This window comes from Pseudomonas sp. HS6 (genome assembly GCF_023375815.1).
Lineage (GTDB): Bacteria > Pseudomonadota > Gammaproteobacteria > Pseudomonadales > Pseudomonadaceae > Aquipseudomonas.
In genome coordinates this window covers 1,886,074-1,900,489 of record NZ_CP067412.1, presented here as the reverse complement: position 1 = coordinate 1,900,489, position 14,416 = coordinate 1,886,074, and the positions used below count along the sequence as shown (strand labels likewise).

Below are 14,416 nucleotides of genomic sequence, written 5' to 3'. Positions count from 1 at the left end.
CTTTGGGAACAGTTTCAGCGAGCGCCGGGCCAGCCTGCTTTATCCAGAGCGGCGAGCAAGGTCGCGGCATCCAGCCCCGGCACCGAATGCCCGTTGCCTTCGGTGCTGTCGCTGGCAAGCAAGGCGTTGATGATTGCTTCTTCAACCGCTTCGGTCGCCGCCAGAAACAGCTCGCTGATGTGGTCGTTGTTGACCATCCGCAAGCCGTCACAGGTCGACGCGCCTTTGCCTTCATAGGCGGCGGGCGGGATGTGGCCGTTGCCGGTGGCGAAGGCGATGAAAATGTCGCCGCTGTGATCTTCGTTACCGCCGCCAGTACGCGCCAGACCGAGGCTCGCCCGTTGCGCCAGCCGCGTGCATTGATGCGGCAATAACGGCGCATCGGTGGCCAGGCACACCACGATCGAACCCATGCCCGGATGCGGCAACGAAGCCCGCAGGAACGGTGAGTCCACCTGTTCCATGTAGCGCCCCACCGGGTAGCCGTCGACCCGCAGTTCGCTGCGAATCCCGTGGTTGGCCTGAACGATGGCGCCCACCGTCCAGCCGCCCTGAGCCTTACTCAATCGGCGCGATGCGCTGCCGATCCCACCCTTGAATTCATGGCAGATCATGCCGCTGCCACCGCCCACTGCACCTTCCTGCACTGGCCCATCGACTGCATTGCCCATGGCCTCGGCCACGTGTTCGGGCTTCACGTGAAAGCCGTTGATGTCGTTGAGCAAACCATCGAAGGTTTCCAGCACCACCGGCATGTTCCAGTAGAGGCGACCATCGTCCGGTTGCTGCGCGCGATCCAGCTCGATCAAGGCATCGCGGACCACGCCTAGGCTGTGGGTGTTGGTGAAGGCGATCGGGCTGGTCAGCAGGCCGGCCTCGCGTATCCATTCCAGTCCGGTGGCATCACCGTTGCCGTTGAGTACGTGAACGCCGGCAAAGCATGGTTGCGCGTTGGTCGAACCTGCGCGAGGTTCGATCAGGGTGACGCCGGTGCAGATGTCGCGTCCGGCGGCGCTTTGACCACGCACATTGCTGTGGCCGACCCGTACGCCGGGCACGTCGGTGATGGCATTGAGCGGGCCGGGCTGCAGTTGGCCGATGCGGATGTCGAGGTCGCGGGCTCTTGGTTTCATGGTGTTTTGTTCTCTGTTCATTTTTGATTATTGGCCGTTCTTGACCTTGCTCCAGACCCGCGTGCGCACCCGTTCGGTGGCTTTGGGCAGGGGCTCGAGGGTGAACAACGTGGCCATCGCCGTTGCAGACGGATACACCGCCGGGTTGTCACGGGTGGCTTCGGCGACCAGCGCGGTGGCAGCACGGTTGCCGTTGGGGTAGGACAGGTGATCGCTGACCGGCGCAATCACATCGGGCCGCAGCAGGTAGTCGATGAACGCCAGGCCCTGGGTCGGATGCGGCGCGTCCTTGAGCAGTACCAGCGTGTCAAACCACACCGGCGCGCCTTCCTTCGGCAGGCTGTACTGGATCTTCACGCCGTTGCCGGCCTGCTCGGCGTTGGTCTTGGCTTCGAGCATCGCGCCCGACCAGCCGACCGCCACGCAGATGTTGCCGTTGGACAGATCACTGATGAATTTCGAGGAGTTGAAGTAGGCAATGTGCGGGCGCAGTTTCAGCAGCAGCGCTTCGGCTTTCTGATAGTCCTCGGCGTTGGTGCTGTTCGGCGGCAGGCCGAGATAGTGCAACGCGACCGGGAGCATTTCCGATGGCGAATCGAGCATCGCCACGCCGCATTCGCCGAGCTTGGCCAGGTTCTCTTCCTTGAACACAAGGTCCCAGGAATCCACCGGCGCCTTGTCGCCCAGTACGGCGCGCACCTTGTCGACGTTGTAGCCAATGCCGTTGGTGCCCCACAGATACGGCACGGCGTACTGGTTACCGGGATCATTGTTGGCCAGTTTGCTCAGCAGGTCGTTGTCGAGATTCTTCCAGCCCGGCAACTGATTACGGGGCAACGGGGCGAGGGCGCCGGCCTTGATCAGGGTCGGCAGGCTGAAGTTGCTCGCCACCACCACGTCGTAGCCGCTGTGGCTGGTCATCAGCTTGCCTTCCAGCACCTCGGCGCTGTCGAAGGTGTCGTAGACCGGTTCGATGCCGCTGTCGCGCTTGAAATCATGCAGGGTGTTCGGGCCGATGTAGTCGTACCAGTTGTAGACATGCACGCTCGGCGCATCGGCTGCTTGAGCGGTCAGTGCGACGGACACGACGCCCGCCAGGCCCAGGTTGATATACCCACGGTGACAACGCATGATGCGGCACTCCTGGCCTGCGGCAGGCCGGTGATGAACAGGAGTGGTCAGCCTATCGGGCGGGCCGCGCCAGACCCATTCCCATCATGGGTTACTCAAAAGGGGTAGAGCGTGGACGCGTTGCTGCAGGAGTTACCGGTGCATCAGAGCCTGTCGCGGGTGTTCGCCGGCATCGGCCAGGACGGTTTCTGGCGGGCGCTGGTCGATACCTTGCGGTTGCTGGTGCCGCTGGACAATGCGCTGGTGGCGGTGATGCAGACGGGGCGCCCGCCGCAATTGCTGATCGACGTCGACAGCCAGGGCCGCGCCGACGAACAGGAAGAACTGGCCGGTTACTGTGCCGGCATGTACCTGCTCGATCCGTTCTATCAGGCCGCCGTCGCCGGGGTCGCCGACGGTTTGCACAGCCTGGCGTCCGTGGCGCCGGACCAGTTTCTGCACAGCGAGTACTACCTGAGCTACTTCCGCTCGGTGGTCGGCGCGGATGAACTGCAATTCATGGTCAACCTCGACGACGGCGTGCTCGGCTTGTCGATGGGCCGGGCGACGGCGTTCGGCTTGCAGGAGCAGGGGCGTTTGCTCTGTGTGCGGGACTGGGTGTTGTCAGCGATGCGCCGACATGTGCAGTTGATGCCGCCGCAAGGGGCGGCCGTCGAGGCGCCGGTCGGCGATCTGGCGGCGCTGCTGGACCGTTTCGACGCGCGGCTGACCGCGCGCGAAATCGATACGGCGCGCCTGATTCTTCAGGGCTTCTCGAGCAAAGCCATCGCCCAGCACATGAACATTTCGCCGGAGACCGTGAAGGTGCATCGGCGCAACCTCTATCACAAGCTCAACGTCACCGGGCATGGCGAGTTGTTTGCGCTGGTATTGCGCCCGCGTTGAGCGGATCAGCCGACCTGCTTGAACAGCAGCGCCTTCAGACCGCTTTCCGGGTCGACATCCGGAAACTCCGGCGGGTTTTCCAGCCGCTGTTCGAAGCGCAGGCTCGGCGCCTCTTGGGTCACGCCATCAATCAGGAAGTCCGAACCGAACGCCGGATCGTTCATGCAGGCAAGCACCGTGCCCTGTGCTGTCAGCAGTTCCGGCAGGCGGCGCAATACGCGCTGGTAATCCTTGGTCAGCAGGAAACTGCCTTTCTGGAACGACGGCGGGTCGATGATCACCAGGTCATACGGGCCGCTGTTGATGACCTTGCCCCAGGACTTGAACAGGTCATGGCCGAGGAAACTCACCTTGCTCAGGTCATGCCCGTTAAGACGGTGGTTGTCGCGGCCCCGGCTCAGCGCAGCGCGGGACATGTCGAGGTTGACCACATGGCTGGCACCGCCCTCGATGGCTGCCACCGAAAAGCCGCAGGTGTAGGCGAACAGGTTCAGCACCCGTTTACCGGCGGACTGCTCGCGCACCCAGTTGCGCCCGTAACGCATATCGAGGAACAGCCCGGCGTTCTGCTTGCGGCCCAGGTCCACGCGGTATTTCAGGCCGCCCTCGACGATGGTCATCTCGTCGATCTCTTCGCCCAGCAGCCATTCGGCGGTGCTTTGCGGCAGGTAACGGTGCTGGATCAGCAGGGTGTGAGCGCCGGACTGCTGCCATGGCGCTGAACCGGTGATCTCCAGCAACAGGCGCTTGAGGTCTTCCAGTTGCGAAGCCTCGGGTTCCTTGAACAGCGACACCAGCACCACGCCTTGCAGCCAGTCCACGGTGAGCTGCTCCAGCCCCGGCCAGCAACGCCCACGGCCATGGAACAGGCGCCGGGTTTCGGCCGGCGCCGAAGTCAGCGCGGTGAGCAGGTGGGCGTGGAGAACGGCGAGGGCTTCAGGGTTCATCAATCGGGATCGGCCAGCAAAAGGGCGCGTATTTTAACCGCAATTGCGCGCTTGCGACTGTCTGTCTACCGGCTGTTATCGAAAAGACCTGTATCAAAAATGAATTTCTATAGAAGGCGCTGCTCATACCAGATAAGTAGCGGATTCAATCCGCTGAAAATGTTCATGTTGTTCAGGGAGTGTCAGTTCATGTGCCCAATTCCGACGGCGAGCGCGCACCTTTCTGGCGGGTTGATTCTGGTGGTTGAGGACGATCCGTTGATTCTGGAGTTTCTGTGCGAAATTCTTCAGGAGGAAGGTTTCAAGGTCGAGCCGCAGACCAGTGCCGATGCGGCGTCGCGATACCTGGAAGAACACGCGCCGGAAGTCGCGCTGCTGCTCACCGACATCACCATGCCCGGTACCCTCAACGGCGCGGACCTGGCCAATCTGGTCGGCGAGCGCTGGCCAGAAAAACCGGTGATGGTCATGTCCGGTTATGAAACGCCGGAGACCTCCGGCGTCCGCCATCCAGTGGCGTTCATCAAGAAACCCTGGGCCATCGGCCAGTTGCTTGATTGCGTGGACGGCGCCTTCAAATCCAAGGCATCGCGCCTGCACTGAAGCCTTCGGCAAATGCTACATTGCCGGGCACATTTGCCCGGCTCTGCCTAAGGATGCGAACCTCTTGTCTGCTTACGATGCTGTTTTCAATCGCGCGTTCGGCGCGTTCCTGTTCGACATGGACGGTACCGTCCTTAACTCCATCGCCGCCGCCGAGCGGATCTGGGCTGCCTGGGCCGAGCGTCATGGCGTGGATGTCGAAACGTTCCTGCCGACCATCCACGGCGTGCGCGCCATCGATACCATCACTCGCCTAAACCTGCCGGGCGTGGACGCCGAGGCGCAAGCGGCGTTCATCACCGAGGCGGAAATCGAAGACGTCGAAGGCATCGTCGAGATCCCGGGTGCAGCCGCGTTTCTCAAGTCGTTGCCGGCAGATCGCTGGGCCATGGTGACCTCGGCGCCACGGGATCTGGCGCTGCGGCGGATGGCGGCGGCGGGGATTCCGGAGCCTGCGGTGATGATCACTGCTGAAGACGTGACGGCGGGTAAACCTGATCCGGCCGGCTATCGACTGGCCGCTAAACGTCTGGGACTGGAACCGGCCGATTGCCTGATTTTCGAAGACGCGACTGTCGGTATTCAGGCGGCGGAAGCGGCCGGTGCGCCGTTGATGATCATCACCGCGACTCACCAGCATCCGATTGAAACCCCACACGCGACGATTGCCAGTTACTTCGATATAGCGCTGAGCATCGACAGCGACGGCCAATTGCGCCTGCAACCACTCTGACTGGCATACAAAATTGTGGGAGCGAGCTTGCTCGCGAAGGCGATTTGCCAGTTTACGCATGTGGTGGCCGGCATGACGCTTTCGCGAGCAAGCTCGCTCCCACAGGGGATTTCCATTGATCTCAGATCAATATATTCCCGGCAGGAGGCGCCAGCTGCGCGCGCAATAGGCATCGTAATCGGCGCCAAACTGGGCGCGCAGCAAGGCTTCTTCTGAATGGATGCGGGCGATCAGCGGGATCAGCGTCAGCGCCGCCAGCAGGATCCCGACGACCGAACGAAACGCCAGTGCCCAGCCCAGCGCATTGACCACCAGCCCCAGATAACTGGGATTGCGCAGGTGCGTGTAGATGCCCTCGGTCACCAAACGATGTCCCGGCTGAATCGCCACCAACCCGCTGAAACGGTGGCCCAGAACGAACACCGGCCACAGGCGCAACGCACCGCCGGCGATGAACAACAACGCCCCCAGCCAGCGCGTGCCTTCACGGCCCACGGTCCAGAAACCGATGCGGTCGCAATAAGCCGGCAGAAAAGCACTGACCAACCCGATCACGCCGAACGCCGGAATGACCCAGCGATTGGCCCGATCCTCGCGCTCGCCGGAACTCAGGTTTACTTCGCTGAACAACGACGCCACCACCATCGCCAGCGTCGCCAGCGCGACCACTACCAGCGCGCCGTGGGAAAAGAACACCGCCACGCCACCGATGCCCCACATCGCCAGCCCCAGATAGGCGAGGGTGGCGAGTACCGCGACGACGGTCATTTGCGCTGACATTTTCATAGGCACCTCACGGCTGTTCCGTTCAGTGTAGATCGCGGCACGATCCCCGGCGTTGACCGTTAAGGGGGCAGGGTGGACTAAGCTGAAGACTGGGACGTTTCGACTTCAACCGTCCATGTTCCGGCGAACCGGTCGCCCGGACGTGGCGTCATCAGGAGTCCGCCATGCTGCACATCCGCACGCCGTTGATCCTCCATCCGACCCTGTCGACCACCTCCCGGCGTATCTGGCTGAAACTGGAAAACCTGCAACCCTGTGGCTCGTTCAAACTGCGCGGCATGGGCCTGTTGTGCAGTCAGGCAGCAGCGCAGGGCAAACGCAAAGTCGTCTGCCCGTCCGGTGGCAATGCCGGTCTCGCGACGGCGGTGGCGGCGACCAGCCTGGGCCTGCAAGCCTGCATCGTGGTGCCGCACACCACCCCCGAAGCCACCCGCGCGCGCATTCGCCGCACCGGGGCCGAAGTCATCATTTATGGCAAAGTCTGGGACGAAGCCAATCAGCGAGCGCGAGAACTGGCCAGCGCGGCGGACACCGAATACGTACCGGCCTTCGACCATCCGGTATTGTGGCAAGGACACAGCACGATGATCGATGAAATCCTCGAAGACTGCCCGCAGGTCGACACCGTGGTCACCTCGGTCGGTGGCGGGGGACTTCTCGCAGGAATTCTCACAGGACTGCTGCGCCATGACCGGCGCGACTGCCGGATCATCACCTGCGAAACCCAGGGCGCCGCCTCGTTTGCCGCCGCCGTACAGGCCGGCCACCCGGTGCGCCTGAGCAAGATCGACACCGTCGCCACCTCCCTTGGCGCTGCGCAAGTGGCGGAGTGGCCGGTGCAGCACGTCGGCGAGTTCGATCACGAATGTCTGGTGCTGTCCGATGACGACGCGATCATGGGCGTGGTGCGTTACGCCAGTGATTTGCGGCAACTGGTGGAGCCGGCGTGCGGGGTGTCGCTGGCGGTGGCTTATCTGGATCATCCAGCGCTGGCGGGGGCTCGGGATGTGGTGATTGTTGTTTGTGGAGGGGTGAGTATCAGTGCGCAGTTGGTGGCGGGGTGGGCGCGGTTGGGTGTTTGAACCGCGTCTTTAGTCACGCGCCCGAGATGTCCGAGCCCGTCAGCACCGTCCTGAATGTCTCCACCAACGGCCGCAAATTGACCCGGTGCCAAGCCGCCCACAACGGCGTGGTAAACGCCAGCCACGGCACCTCCCGCAACACCACACCCGGCGGGGCGTTGTGGCTCAAGCCTTTCTGGATCATTGCAATCCCCAGCCCCGAAGCCACCAGCCCCAGCGCGGTGAACGGCTCGGTCGCCTGCATCCGTACATCCGGGGTGAAGCCGGCGCGCAGGCAGGCACTCACAAAATCGTCGCCCGCGTCCTGACGGGGTTGCACGCCGATCCATTCCTGAGTGGCCAGATCATCCGGGCTCAGCGAAGCCTGTCCGGCCAGAGGATGTTGCTCCGGCAGCGCCAGCAGCATCGGGTCGTCCAGCACCTGAAAGCCCAGCAAGTCAGGATCGTCGGTCGTCGGCGGTTCGCTGACCAGCGCGATATCGAGACTACGCTGACGCAGGCCCTCAAGTTGTTCAGCGGAGCTGAGGTTATACAGCGCGACATGCACGTTCGGCCGATCCACCCGCAGCACGCGCAAGGCATTGGGCAATACGCCCGCGTGCATGGCGTTTTCGATGTAACCGATGCACAAACCGCCTTCTTCGCCACGGCCCAGGCGTTTGCCGAGGGATTCCAGACGATTGGCGTGGGTCAGCAGGGCGCGGGTTTCGGCAAGGAAGGTCTGACCGTCGCGAGTCAGGCGGATGCGCTGCTGGCTGCGTTCGAAAAGGGTCAAGCCCAGGCGCTCTTCGAGTTGGGCGATCTGCCGACTAAGGGGCGACTGGGAAATGTGCAGGCGCTCGGCGGCGCGGCCGACGTGCTCTTCCTCGGCGACGGCGACGAAGTAGCGCAATTGGCGGAAATCGATCATGTAAGACCTATAGGGACTCAAGTGCTGCATATTATGTCTTGGACGGTCTGAGTGTCGCAATCTAGGATCTGCTCAACGGTCAACCAAGACCCCGACACTACGAGGAAATCCCCATGAGCTTGAAAGATAAACTGCCCGGCCAGCTGGGCTTCGGCACCGCGCCCCTGGGCAACATGTTCCGCGCCATCCCCGAGGAAGAAGCCCAGGCCACCGTGCATGCGGCGTGGGATGCCGGTGTGCGTTACTTCGATACCGCACCGTTCTACGGCTCGGGCCTGTCGGAAATCCGCCTCGGCGAGGCACTGTCCCGCTACAAGCGCGACGACTATGTGCTCAGCACCAAGGTCGGCCGGGTCATTCTCGATGAAGTCGAAGACGCCGCCGCCCGGGATCTGGGCGAAAAGAGCGGGGTGTTCGAACACGGCCGCCCGAACAAGATCGTCAACGACTACAGCGCCGACGCCACGTTACGCTCGATTGAGGACAGCCTCGAACGCCTGAAAACCGATCGCCTCGACATCGTCTGGGTGCACGACATCGCTCAGGATTTCTACGGCGACCAATGGCTGGAGTATTTCAATCAGGCCCGCACCGGCGCCTTCAAAGTTCTGACCCGCCTGCGCGAAGAAGGCGTGATCAAGGGTTGGGGCCTGGGCGTGAACAAAGTCGAGCCGTGCGAGTTGACGCTCGACCTGACCGAAGCGCAGCCTGACGGCTTCCTGTTGGCCGGCCGCTACACCTTGCTCGATCACGACCGCGCCTTGCAGCGTTTGATGGATTCGGCGCGGGCGCAGAACGTTGAAATCGTTGTTGGCGGCCCATATAGCTCCGGAATCCTGGCCGGTGGCGCGCACTTCGAATACCAGAAGGCGAGCCCGCAAATCATTGCCAAGGTCGAGCAGATCAAACGCATCGCCGCCGCTCACGGCGTCGATGTCAAAGCAGCTGCACTACAATTCTCGCTGGCCAATCCGGCAGTGGCGGCAGTGATTCCCGGCGCGAGCAAACCGGGGCGCATCGCCGAAGACATGGCGGCGCTGTCGGCGGTCATTCCGGCCGGTTTCTGGCAGGCCATGCGTGAAGCGAAACTGGTGTCCGAACGTGCACCATTACCCATCGACGAGGTGAAAGCATGAAGATCGATCTGAGCGGGAAACTGGCGATTGTCAGCGGCAGCACAGCGGGTATCGGCCTGGGCATCAGCCAGTCGCTGGCCGAGGCGGGCGCCACGGTGGTGGTGATCGGTCGTGATGCGGCCAAGGTCGAACAGGCACTGGCGAGCATTCGGCAAGCCGTGCCGGACGCGCAATTGCGTGGTCTGACGGCGGATCTGGGCACGGCCGAAGGCGCGCAGAAACTGTTCGCCGCCGAACCGAAAGCCGACATCCTGGTGAACAACCTCGGGATCTACAACGCCGTGGACTTCTTCGACGCGCCCGACGATGAGTGGACGCGCTTCTATGAAATCAACGTGATCTCCGGTGTGCGCCTGTCCCGGCATTACGTGCCGGCGATGGTCGAGCAGGGTTGGGGCCGGGTGATCTTCCTGTCTTCGGAATCCGGCGTGGCCACCCCGGCCGACATGATCAACTACGGCGTGACCAAAAGCGCCAACCTCGCAGTGTCCCATGGCCTGGCCAAACGGCTGGCCGGCACTGGTGTCACGGTCAATGCAATCCTGCCGGGGCCGACCTTCACCGACGGCGTCGAGGAAATGCTCAAGGACGCCGCCGCCGAGTCCGGCCGCAGCCTGCGGGACGAGGCCGACGCTTTTGTGCGCCGGGCCCGTCCGACCTCGATCATCCAGCGCGTGGCCAATGTCGAAGAGGTCGCGCACCTGGTGACCTACATCGCTTCACCGCTGTCCTCCGCCACCACCGGCGCCGCCTTGCGCGTCGACGGCGGCGTGGTCGACAGCCTGGCAATCTGAACCTGAATTCTTTGAGAGAGACGTTTATTTATGGCAACAGCATCAGCATCCATCGACATCCCGGCCTCGGCCGATCAGGTCTGGCAATTGATCGGCGGCTTCAACACGCTGCCGGACTGGCTGCCGTTCATTCCCAAGAGTGAACTGAGCGATGGCGGACGTGTACGTACTCTGCAAACTGCCGACGGCGCAGTGGTGATCGAGCGTCTGGAGACGTTCGATAACGCGGGCAAGACCTACAGCTACTCGATCGAGCAGGCACCTTTTCCGGCCACGGATTATCTGGCGACGATTCGCGTCGACACTCAGGGGCAAGGCGCACGGGTGACATGGTCGGGGCGCTTCACGGCCAAGGGCGTGAGCGATGAGGAAGTGGTGGCGTTGTTCAGCGGCATCTATCAGGGTGGCCTGGAAGCGCTGCGCGCCAACTACCCGGCCTGAGTTTCATGATCGTTCCCACGCAACGTGGGAACGACCACTACCAAATAGTCAGGACTGTGAAATCAAACTCTGCCGGCAATCGAGCACCAGTTTTGCGCCACCCAATTCACTGCTGCCCACTTCAAGACTGTACCCATGCAGGCTGACAATTGCCGCGACGATCGACAGCCCCAGTCCGAAGCCGTTCTGCGGTTGTCCGCCCTCGGCGCGATAGAAACGCTGGAACACCGCTTCCCGTTCCGATTCGGGAATGCCGGGGCCGGAATCATGCACTTCAATTCGGGTATGCCCCGCATCATTCACCCCACGCAAAATCACCGTGCCTCCCGGCGGGGTGAACTTGATCGAGTTGCTCAACAGGTTGGCCAAGGCTTCAAACAACAACGCCCGGTCGCCATTCAGCATCGGCAGGGTTTCAGGCATGTTCAGCTCGAAACGCAGTTCGTCTTCCTCAGCCAGCGGCAGATAGAACTCGTGCAGTTCCTGCAGCAACAACACCGGATCGAGCTCGACGAAACCCGAACGCCGCTGGCGATCCTCCAGCTCTGAAATCCTCAGCAAACCCCGAAACCGCGCCATCAGCGTATCGGCCTCGGCCAGCACCAGATCCAGTTGTGCGGCTTCCTGCGAGCCTTCGCCGGCCTGTTGCTGCATGCGATACAACTGCGCTCGCAGGCGGGTCAGCGGGGTGCGCAAGTCATGGGCGATGTTGTCGCACACGCCTTTGACTTCGTTCATCAGACGCTCGATGCGATCGAGCATGGCATTGACGATGGCCGCGAGCATGTCCAGTTCATCGCGGCGATTGGACAGTGGCAAACGGTGGGTCAGGTCACCCGCGACTATCGATTGCGCACTGGCCTGAATCGCCCGGATCCGCCGCAGCGGCCGACGGCGCAGCAAATGCCAGCCGATGATCCCCGGCACAATCGTCAGTGAAACTCCCCAGAGCAACGCACGAAGAATGATCCTTGTCACGGCGAACAGCGAACCGTTGTCGCGCACCAATACCAGCCAGCGACCATCACGGGTCGGCGTCGCGACCGCATCGCAACTGTCATTGGGCAGGGTCGGGTCGTCGGATTCGGAGCAGTCGGGAAGCTCGTGGATCTTGCCGTCCAGCGGCAGGGACGCGGGGATCTTCTGCAAGGCGCCGCCGAGGTAGGTGTGGTCAGCGTCAAACAGGCCGTAGGCATCGATTCCGCGGATATCGAAGGTCATGCTGGCAGAGAGTGCGTCTTCCAATTGGTCGCCGCGAAAGTGCGAAAACAGGTGCTGACGCTGCATCAGCGAATGCTTGGCCAGGTTGTCGAGGTAGCCGGATACCTCGAAATACATGACCCCCATGAGGATCGCGCTCCAGGCCACGAACAACGAACTGTAAAGCGCCAGCAGCCGGCTGCTGGAGGAACGCCAACCGTCAGACGGGTTCGGCAATGACATAACCCGAGCCTCGCACCGTACGGATCAACGGGACATTGCCCGGCGGGTCGATCTTCTTGCGCAGGCGACCGATGTGGACGTCGATCAGGTTGGTGCCCGGGTCGAAGTGATAGCCCCAGACTTCCTCGAAAATCATCATCCGCGACAGGATCTGGCCGCTGTTGCGCATCAGGAATTCCAGCAACTTGTATTCGGTGGGCAACAGCGTCAGCACCTGCTCGGCGCGGCTGGCTTCATGGCTGATCAGGTCCAGCTCAAGGTCCGCCACGCGCAGGGTAGTCGGCTGGGTGCCGCCATTGTGCTGACGGCGCAGCAACACTTCGACCCGGGCGGCCATTTCATCGGTGGCGAACGGCTTGGTCAGGTAATCGTCACCGCCGGCGCGCAGGCCACGCACGCGCTCATCGACGTCGGACAACGCGCTGATCATCAGGATCGGCGTAGACACGCCCATAGTGCGCAAAGTGGTGACGATGGCCAGGCCATCGAGTTCGGGCAGCATGCGATCGAGGGTAATCAGGTCGTAATTGCCGCTGACGGCGCGGTCCAGGCCTTCGCGGCCATTGTCGACCCAATCCACGTCGAGGCCGTGGCTGCTCAGTTCGGCGACGATTTCCCGGGCGGTCACGGCGTCGTCTTCGATGGTCAAGATGCGAGTCATGGGAGGCCTGCTGATCGGTTCAAACGGAATGGCAGCATTTTGCCAAGATTTTGCAATAACGCTTTAAATTAACTTTCATGTTGTAGTTGATACAAACGCAAATGACCCACCGTGGTTGCCGATTTATTTCCCGAAAAATTGATATCATATGGCCATATTTTCGAGGGAGAGATTCCGTGGGCAAGTTGATTCGCGGTGGCTGGATGCCGATGGCCGGGATGCTTCTGGCGTTGCTAAGTGCTTCGGCATTGGCCGCCAACACCCCGTGTTCCGGGAAGAAGGGCGGCATTGATCGCTGCGATGGCGATTTGTTTCTGTGCAATGACGGCTCCATCAGCGGCTCGAAAAAGAGCTGTGCCGCCATGTTCGGCATCCGTGAACAGGCGCAGCCCCAGCAGTTTCTGCAAAGCAATGACGGCTGCGATTGTGGCACCGGTTCGTTCTGCACCGGACCGCGCGGCGGCGTGTATTGCCTGACACCCAGTGGCAAAAAGAGCTACAGACGAAAATGAGCGGTTTGTGCCAATGCATAAAGCACGCTGTTATTGAACCCATGTTGCAAATTGCATGGTCTTAGGAAGTTCAGTCTTTTTAAGTTATTGAATTTTATAGATTTATTTAATGTTGGCGACTGGCACGGTCACTGCAATTCATCTGCTGACGAGTTGTAACACCATTTTTCATGCCGGGAGCAGAACAACAATGAATAGATCCTCTGATGGGTTTTATCCTGCCTTTGAAGGAGAGTCGAGCAACGTCTCAGGGGTGTCCTGGGGCGCGATCTTCGCTGGGGCCGCGGCTGCCGCGGCACTGTCGTTGATTTTGGTGCTGCTCGGTTTCGGTCTGGGCTTTTCCGCTGTATCACCGTGGTCCGGGGAGGGCATCAGCGCCAAGGGACTGGGCATTTCGACAATCGTATGGTTGGCCGCCACGCAAATCATCGCTTCGGGACTCGGTGGCTACATCGCCGGTCGCCTGCGGGTGAAGTGGGCGAACATGCACGGTGACGAGGTGTATTTCCGCGACACCGCCCATGGCTTCCTTGCCTGGTGCGTAGCCACGCTGGTCACCGCGACGCTGGTGGTCGGTTCGGTCAGCAGCATCGTCAGTGGCGGTGTGCAGGCCGGTGCAAGTGTTGCCGGTGGCGCAGCCAGCGCCATGACTCAGGCAGCGGGTACAGCGGCAGCCAACACCGACAGTAATCAGTACGGTTACTTCGTCGACAGCCTGTTCCGCGACGATCGTCCTGCTGCCGTCAGTGATGACGCCGCCCATGGCGCCGTGACCCGGATCTTCGCCCAGAGCCTGGCCAACGGTCAGCTCAGCCCCGAGGATCGCACCTACCTTGCACAACTGGTGGCGCAACGTACCAACCTGACCCAGGCCGATGCCGAACGTCGCGTCGATGAAATCTACGCTCGTACGCAAAAGGCGATTGCCGACGCCAAGGTCAAAGCTCAGCAAGCCGCTGACACTGCCGCCAAAGTCGCTGCATTGACCTCGCTGTGGATGTTCATCGCACTGCTGGCCGGTGCGTTCTTCGCCAGTCTGTCGGCCACCTTCGGCGGTCGCCGTCGGGATGCGGTCGAGTACGTCGAAGTCGAAACCTACACCACGACCACACTGCCTCCGGTCCGTTAACAAGGAGTATCACCATGCGCTCACTACTGCTGTTTTTCCTCGGCGTGCCAATCCCGATCATCATTCTGATCGCCCTGTTCGTGCACTGAT

General features: G+C 61.8%; 16 protein-coding genes. 9 read left to right on the top strand and 7 right to left on the bottom strand.

Annotation, left to right across the window (positions count from 1 at the left end; translation table 11 throughout):
- Positions 1-14 precede the first annotated feature (14 nt).
- Positions 15-1,133: a P1 family peptidase gene (locus JJN09_RS08725; protein ID WP_249486833.1), complete on the bottom strand. Its 1,119-nt coding sequence runs from the start codon at positions 1,131-1,133 to the stop codon at positions 15-17.
- A 27-nt stretch (positions 1,134-1,160) separates the two neighbouring features.
- Complete coding sequence (locus JJN09_RS08720; protein ID WP_192558367.1) at positions 1,161-2,264, bottom strand: polyamine ABC transporter substrate-binding protein; 1,104 nt, start codon at positions 2,262-2,264, stop codon at positions 1,161-1,163.
- A 111-nt stretch (positions 2,265-2,375) separates the two neighbouring features.
- On the opposite strand from JJN09_RS08720, the gene JJN09_RS08715 reads away from it, so the two are divergent.
- Entirely contained in the window at positions 2,376-3,149 is a 774-nt protein-coding gene (locus JJN09_RS08715) for a helix-turn-helix transcriptional regulator (RefSeq protein ID WP_249486831.1), read from the top strand.
- Positions 3,150-3,154: 5 nt separating this feature from the next.
- On the opposite strand, the gene JJN09_RS08710 is transcribed toward JJN09_RS08715, so the two are convergent.
- Complete coding sequence (locus JJN09_RS08710) at positions 3,155-4,096, bottom strand: class I SAM-dependent methyltransferase (protein WP_249486829.1); 942 nt, start codon at positions 4,094-4,096, stop codon at positions 3,155-3,157.
- Positions 4,097-4,285: 189 nt separating this feature from the next.
- Here JJN09_RS08710 and JJN09_RS08705 point away from each other — a divergent pair, with 189 nt between their 5' ends.
- Positions 4,286-4,699, top strand: coding sequence for a response regulator (locus JJN09_RS08705; RefSeq protein WP_249486827.1), 414 nt, complete (start codon positions 4,286-4,288; stop codon positions 4,697-4,699).
- A gap of 64 nt (positions 4,700-4,763) precedes the next feature.
- Positions 4,764-5,432: an HAD family hydrolase gene (locus JJN09_RS08700; protein WP_249486826.1), complete on the top strand. Its 669-nt coding sequence runs from the start codon at positions 4,764-4,766 to the stop codon at positions 5,430-5,432.
- 126 nt (positions 5,433-5,558) lie between these two features.
- Here the strand turns inward: JJN09_RS08700 and JJN09_RS08695 are convergent, their stop codons facing one another.
- Positions 5,559-6,218 carry an isoprenylcysteine carboxylmethyltransferase family protein gene (locus JJN09_RS08695; RefSeq protein ID WP_249486824.1) on the bottom strand — a complete coding sequence of 220 codons (660 nt, stop codon included), beginning with the start codon at positions 6,216-6,218 and terminating at the stop codon, positions 5,559-5,561.
- A 164-nt stretch (positions 6,219-6,382) separates the two neighbouring features.
- On the opposite strand from JJN09_RS08695, the gene JJN09_RS08690 reads away from it, so the two are divergent.
- Positions 6,383-7,300 carry a pyridoxal-phosphate dependent enzyme gene (locus JJN09_RS08690; RefSeq protein ID WP_249486822.1) on the top strand — a complete coding sequence of 306 codons (918 nt, stop codon included), beginning with the start codon at positions 6,383-6,385 and terminating at the stop codon, positions 7,298-7,300.
- Between the two features lie 13 nt (positions 7,301-7,313).
- On the opposite strand, the gene JJN09_RS08685 is transcribed toward JJN09_RS08690, so the two are convergent.
- The gene (locus JJN09_RS08685) at positions 7,314-8,210 is read right to left on the bottom strand and encodes a LysR substrate-binding domain-containing protein (RefSeq protein ID WP_249486820.1); all 897 of its coding nucleotides are present in this window, start codon (positions 8,208-8,210) and stop codon (positions 7,314-7,316) included.
- Positions 8,211-8,323: 113 nt separating this feature from the next.
- Between JJN09_RS08685 and JJN09_RS08680 the strand changes: the two genes are divergently transcribed.
- From JJN09_RS08680 to JJN09_RS08670, 3 genes are read left to right on the top strand one after another with little or no spacing between them, the layout of a single operon-like run.
- Complete coding sequence (locus JJN09_RS08680) at positions 8,324-9,346, top strand: aldo/keto reductase (protein WP_249486818.1); 1,023 nt, start codon at positions 8,324-8,326, stop codon at positions 9,344-9,346.
- On the top strand, positions 9,343-10,140 hold the full coding sequence (locus JJN09_RS08675) for an SDR family NAD(P)-dependent oxidoreductase (RefSeq protein WP_249486817.1): 798 nt from the start codon (positions 9,343-9,345) through the stop codon (positions 10,138-10,140). Before JJN09_RS08680 ends, JJN09_RS08675 begins: the two co-directional genes overlap by 4 nt.
- A gap of 30 nt (positions 10,141-10,170) precedes the next feature.
- Positions 10,171-10,581, top strand: a complete 411-nt coding sequence (locus JJN09_RS08670) for an SRPBCC family protein (protein ID WP_249486815.1) — start codon at positions 10,171-10,173, stop codon at positions 10,579-10,581.
- A 48-nt stretch (positions 10,582-10,629) separates the two neighbouring features.
- Here JJN09_RS08670 and JJN09_RS08665 read toward each other — a convergent pair whose 3' ends face one another.
- Positions 10,630-12,024 (bottom strand): HAMP domain-containing sensor histidine kinase, encoded by a 1,395-nt coding sequence (locus JJN09_RS08665; RefSeq protein WP_249486813.1) that lies wholly within the window; start codon positions 12,022-12,024, stop codon positions 10,630-10,632.
- Positions 12,002-12,685, bottom strand: coding sequence for a response regulator transcription factor (locus JJN09_RS08660; RefSeq protein ID WP_096822590.1), 684 nt, complete (start codon positions 12,683-12,685; stop codon positions 12,002-12,004). Before JJN09_RS08660 ends, JJN09_RS08665 begins: the two co-directional genes overlap by 23 nt.
- Positions 12,686-12,861: 176 nt before the next feature.
- Here JJN09_RS08660 and JJN09_RS08655 point away from each other — a divergent pair, with 176 nt between their 5' ends.
- The gene (locus JJN09_RS08655; RefSeq protein WP_249486811.1) at positions 12,862-13,197 is read left to right on the top strand and encodes a hypothetical protein; all 336 of its coding nucleotides are present in this window, start codon (positions 12,862-12,864) and stop codon (positions 13,195-13,197) included.
- A gap of 190 nt (positions 13,198-13,387) precedes the next feature.
- Positions 13,388-14,326: a hypothetical protein gene (locus JJN09_RS08650; protein ID WP_249486809.1), complete on the top strand. Its 939-nt coding sequence runs from the start codon at positions 13,388-13,390 to the stop codon at positions 14,324-14,326.
- The last annotated feature ends 90 nt before the right edge of the window (positions 14,327-14,416 follow it).

What these genes read in the sequence shown, in the direction of transcription:
- JJN09_RS08725 (WP_249486833.1), bottom strand. Translation starts at nt 1,133, where the DNA reads ATGAAACCAAGAGCCCGCGACCTCGACATCCGCATCGGCCAACTGCAG.
- JJN09_RS08720 (WP_192558367.1), bottom strand. Translation starts at nt 2,264, where the DNA reads ATGCGTTGTCACCGTGGGTATATCAACCTGGGCCTGGCGGGCGTCGTG.
- JJN09_RS08710 (WP_249486829.1), bottom strand. Translation starts at nt 4,096, where the DNA reads ATGAACCCTGAAGCCCTCGCCGTTCTCCACGCCCACCTGCTCACCGCG.
- JJN09_RS08705 (WP_249486827.1), top strand. Translation starts at nt 4,286, where the DNA reads ATGTGCCCAATTCCGACGGCGAGCGCGCACCTTTCTGGCGGGTTGATT.
- JJN09_RS08695 (WP_249486824.1), bottom strand. Translation starts at nt 6,218, where the DNA reads ATGAAAATGTCAGCGCAAATGACCGTCGTCGCGGTACTCGCCACCCTC.
- JJN09_RS08690 (WP_249486822.1), top strand. Translation starts at nt 6,383, where the DNA reads ATGCTGCACATCCGCACGCCGTTGATCCTCCATCCGACCCTGTCGACC.
- JJN09_RS08685 (WP_249486820.1), bottom strand. Translation starts at nt 8,210, where the DNA reads ATGATCGATTTCCGCCAATTGCGCTACTTCGTCGCCGTCGCCGAGGAA.
- JJN09_RS08680 (WP_249486818.1), top strand. Translation starts at nt 8,324, where the DNA reads ATGAGCTTGAAAGATAAACTGCCCGGCCAGCTGGGCTTCGGCACCGCG.
- JJN09_RS08675 (WP_249486817.1), top strand. Translation starts at nt 9,343, where the DNA reads ATGAAGATCGATCTGAGCGGGAAACTGGCGATTGTCAGCGGCAGCACA.
- JJN09_RS08670 (WP_249486815.1), top strand. Translation starts at nt 10,171, where the DNA reads ATGGCAACAGCATCAGCATCCATCGACATCCCGGCCTCGGCCGATCAG.
- JJN09_RS08665 (WP_249486813.1), bottom strand. Translation starts at nt 12,024, where the DNA reads ATGTCATTGCCGAACCCGTCTGACGGTTGGCGTTCCTCCAGCAGCCGG.
- JJN09_RS08660 (WP_096822590.1), bottom strand. Translation starts at nt 12,685, where the DNA reads ATGACTCGCATCTTGACCATCGAAGACGACGCCGTGACCGCCCGGGAA.
- JJN09_RS08650 (WP_249486809.1), top strand. Translation starts at nt 13,388, where the DNA reads ATGAATAGATCCTCTGATGGGTTTTATCCTGCCTTTGAAGGAGAGTCG.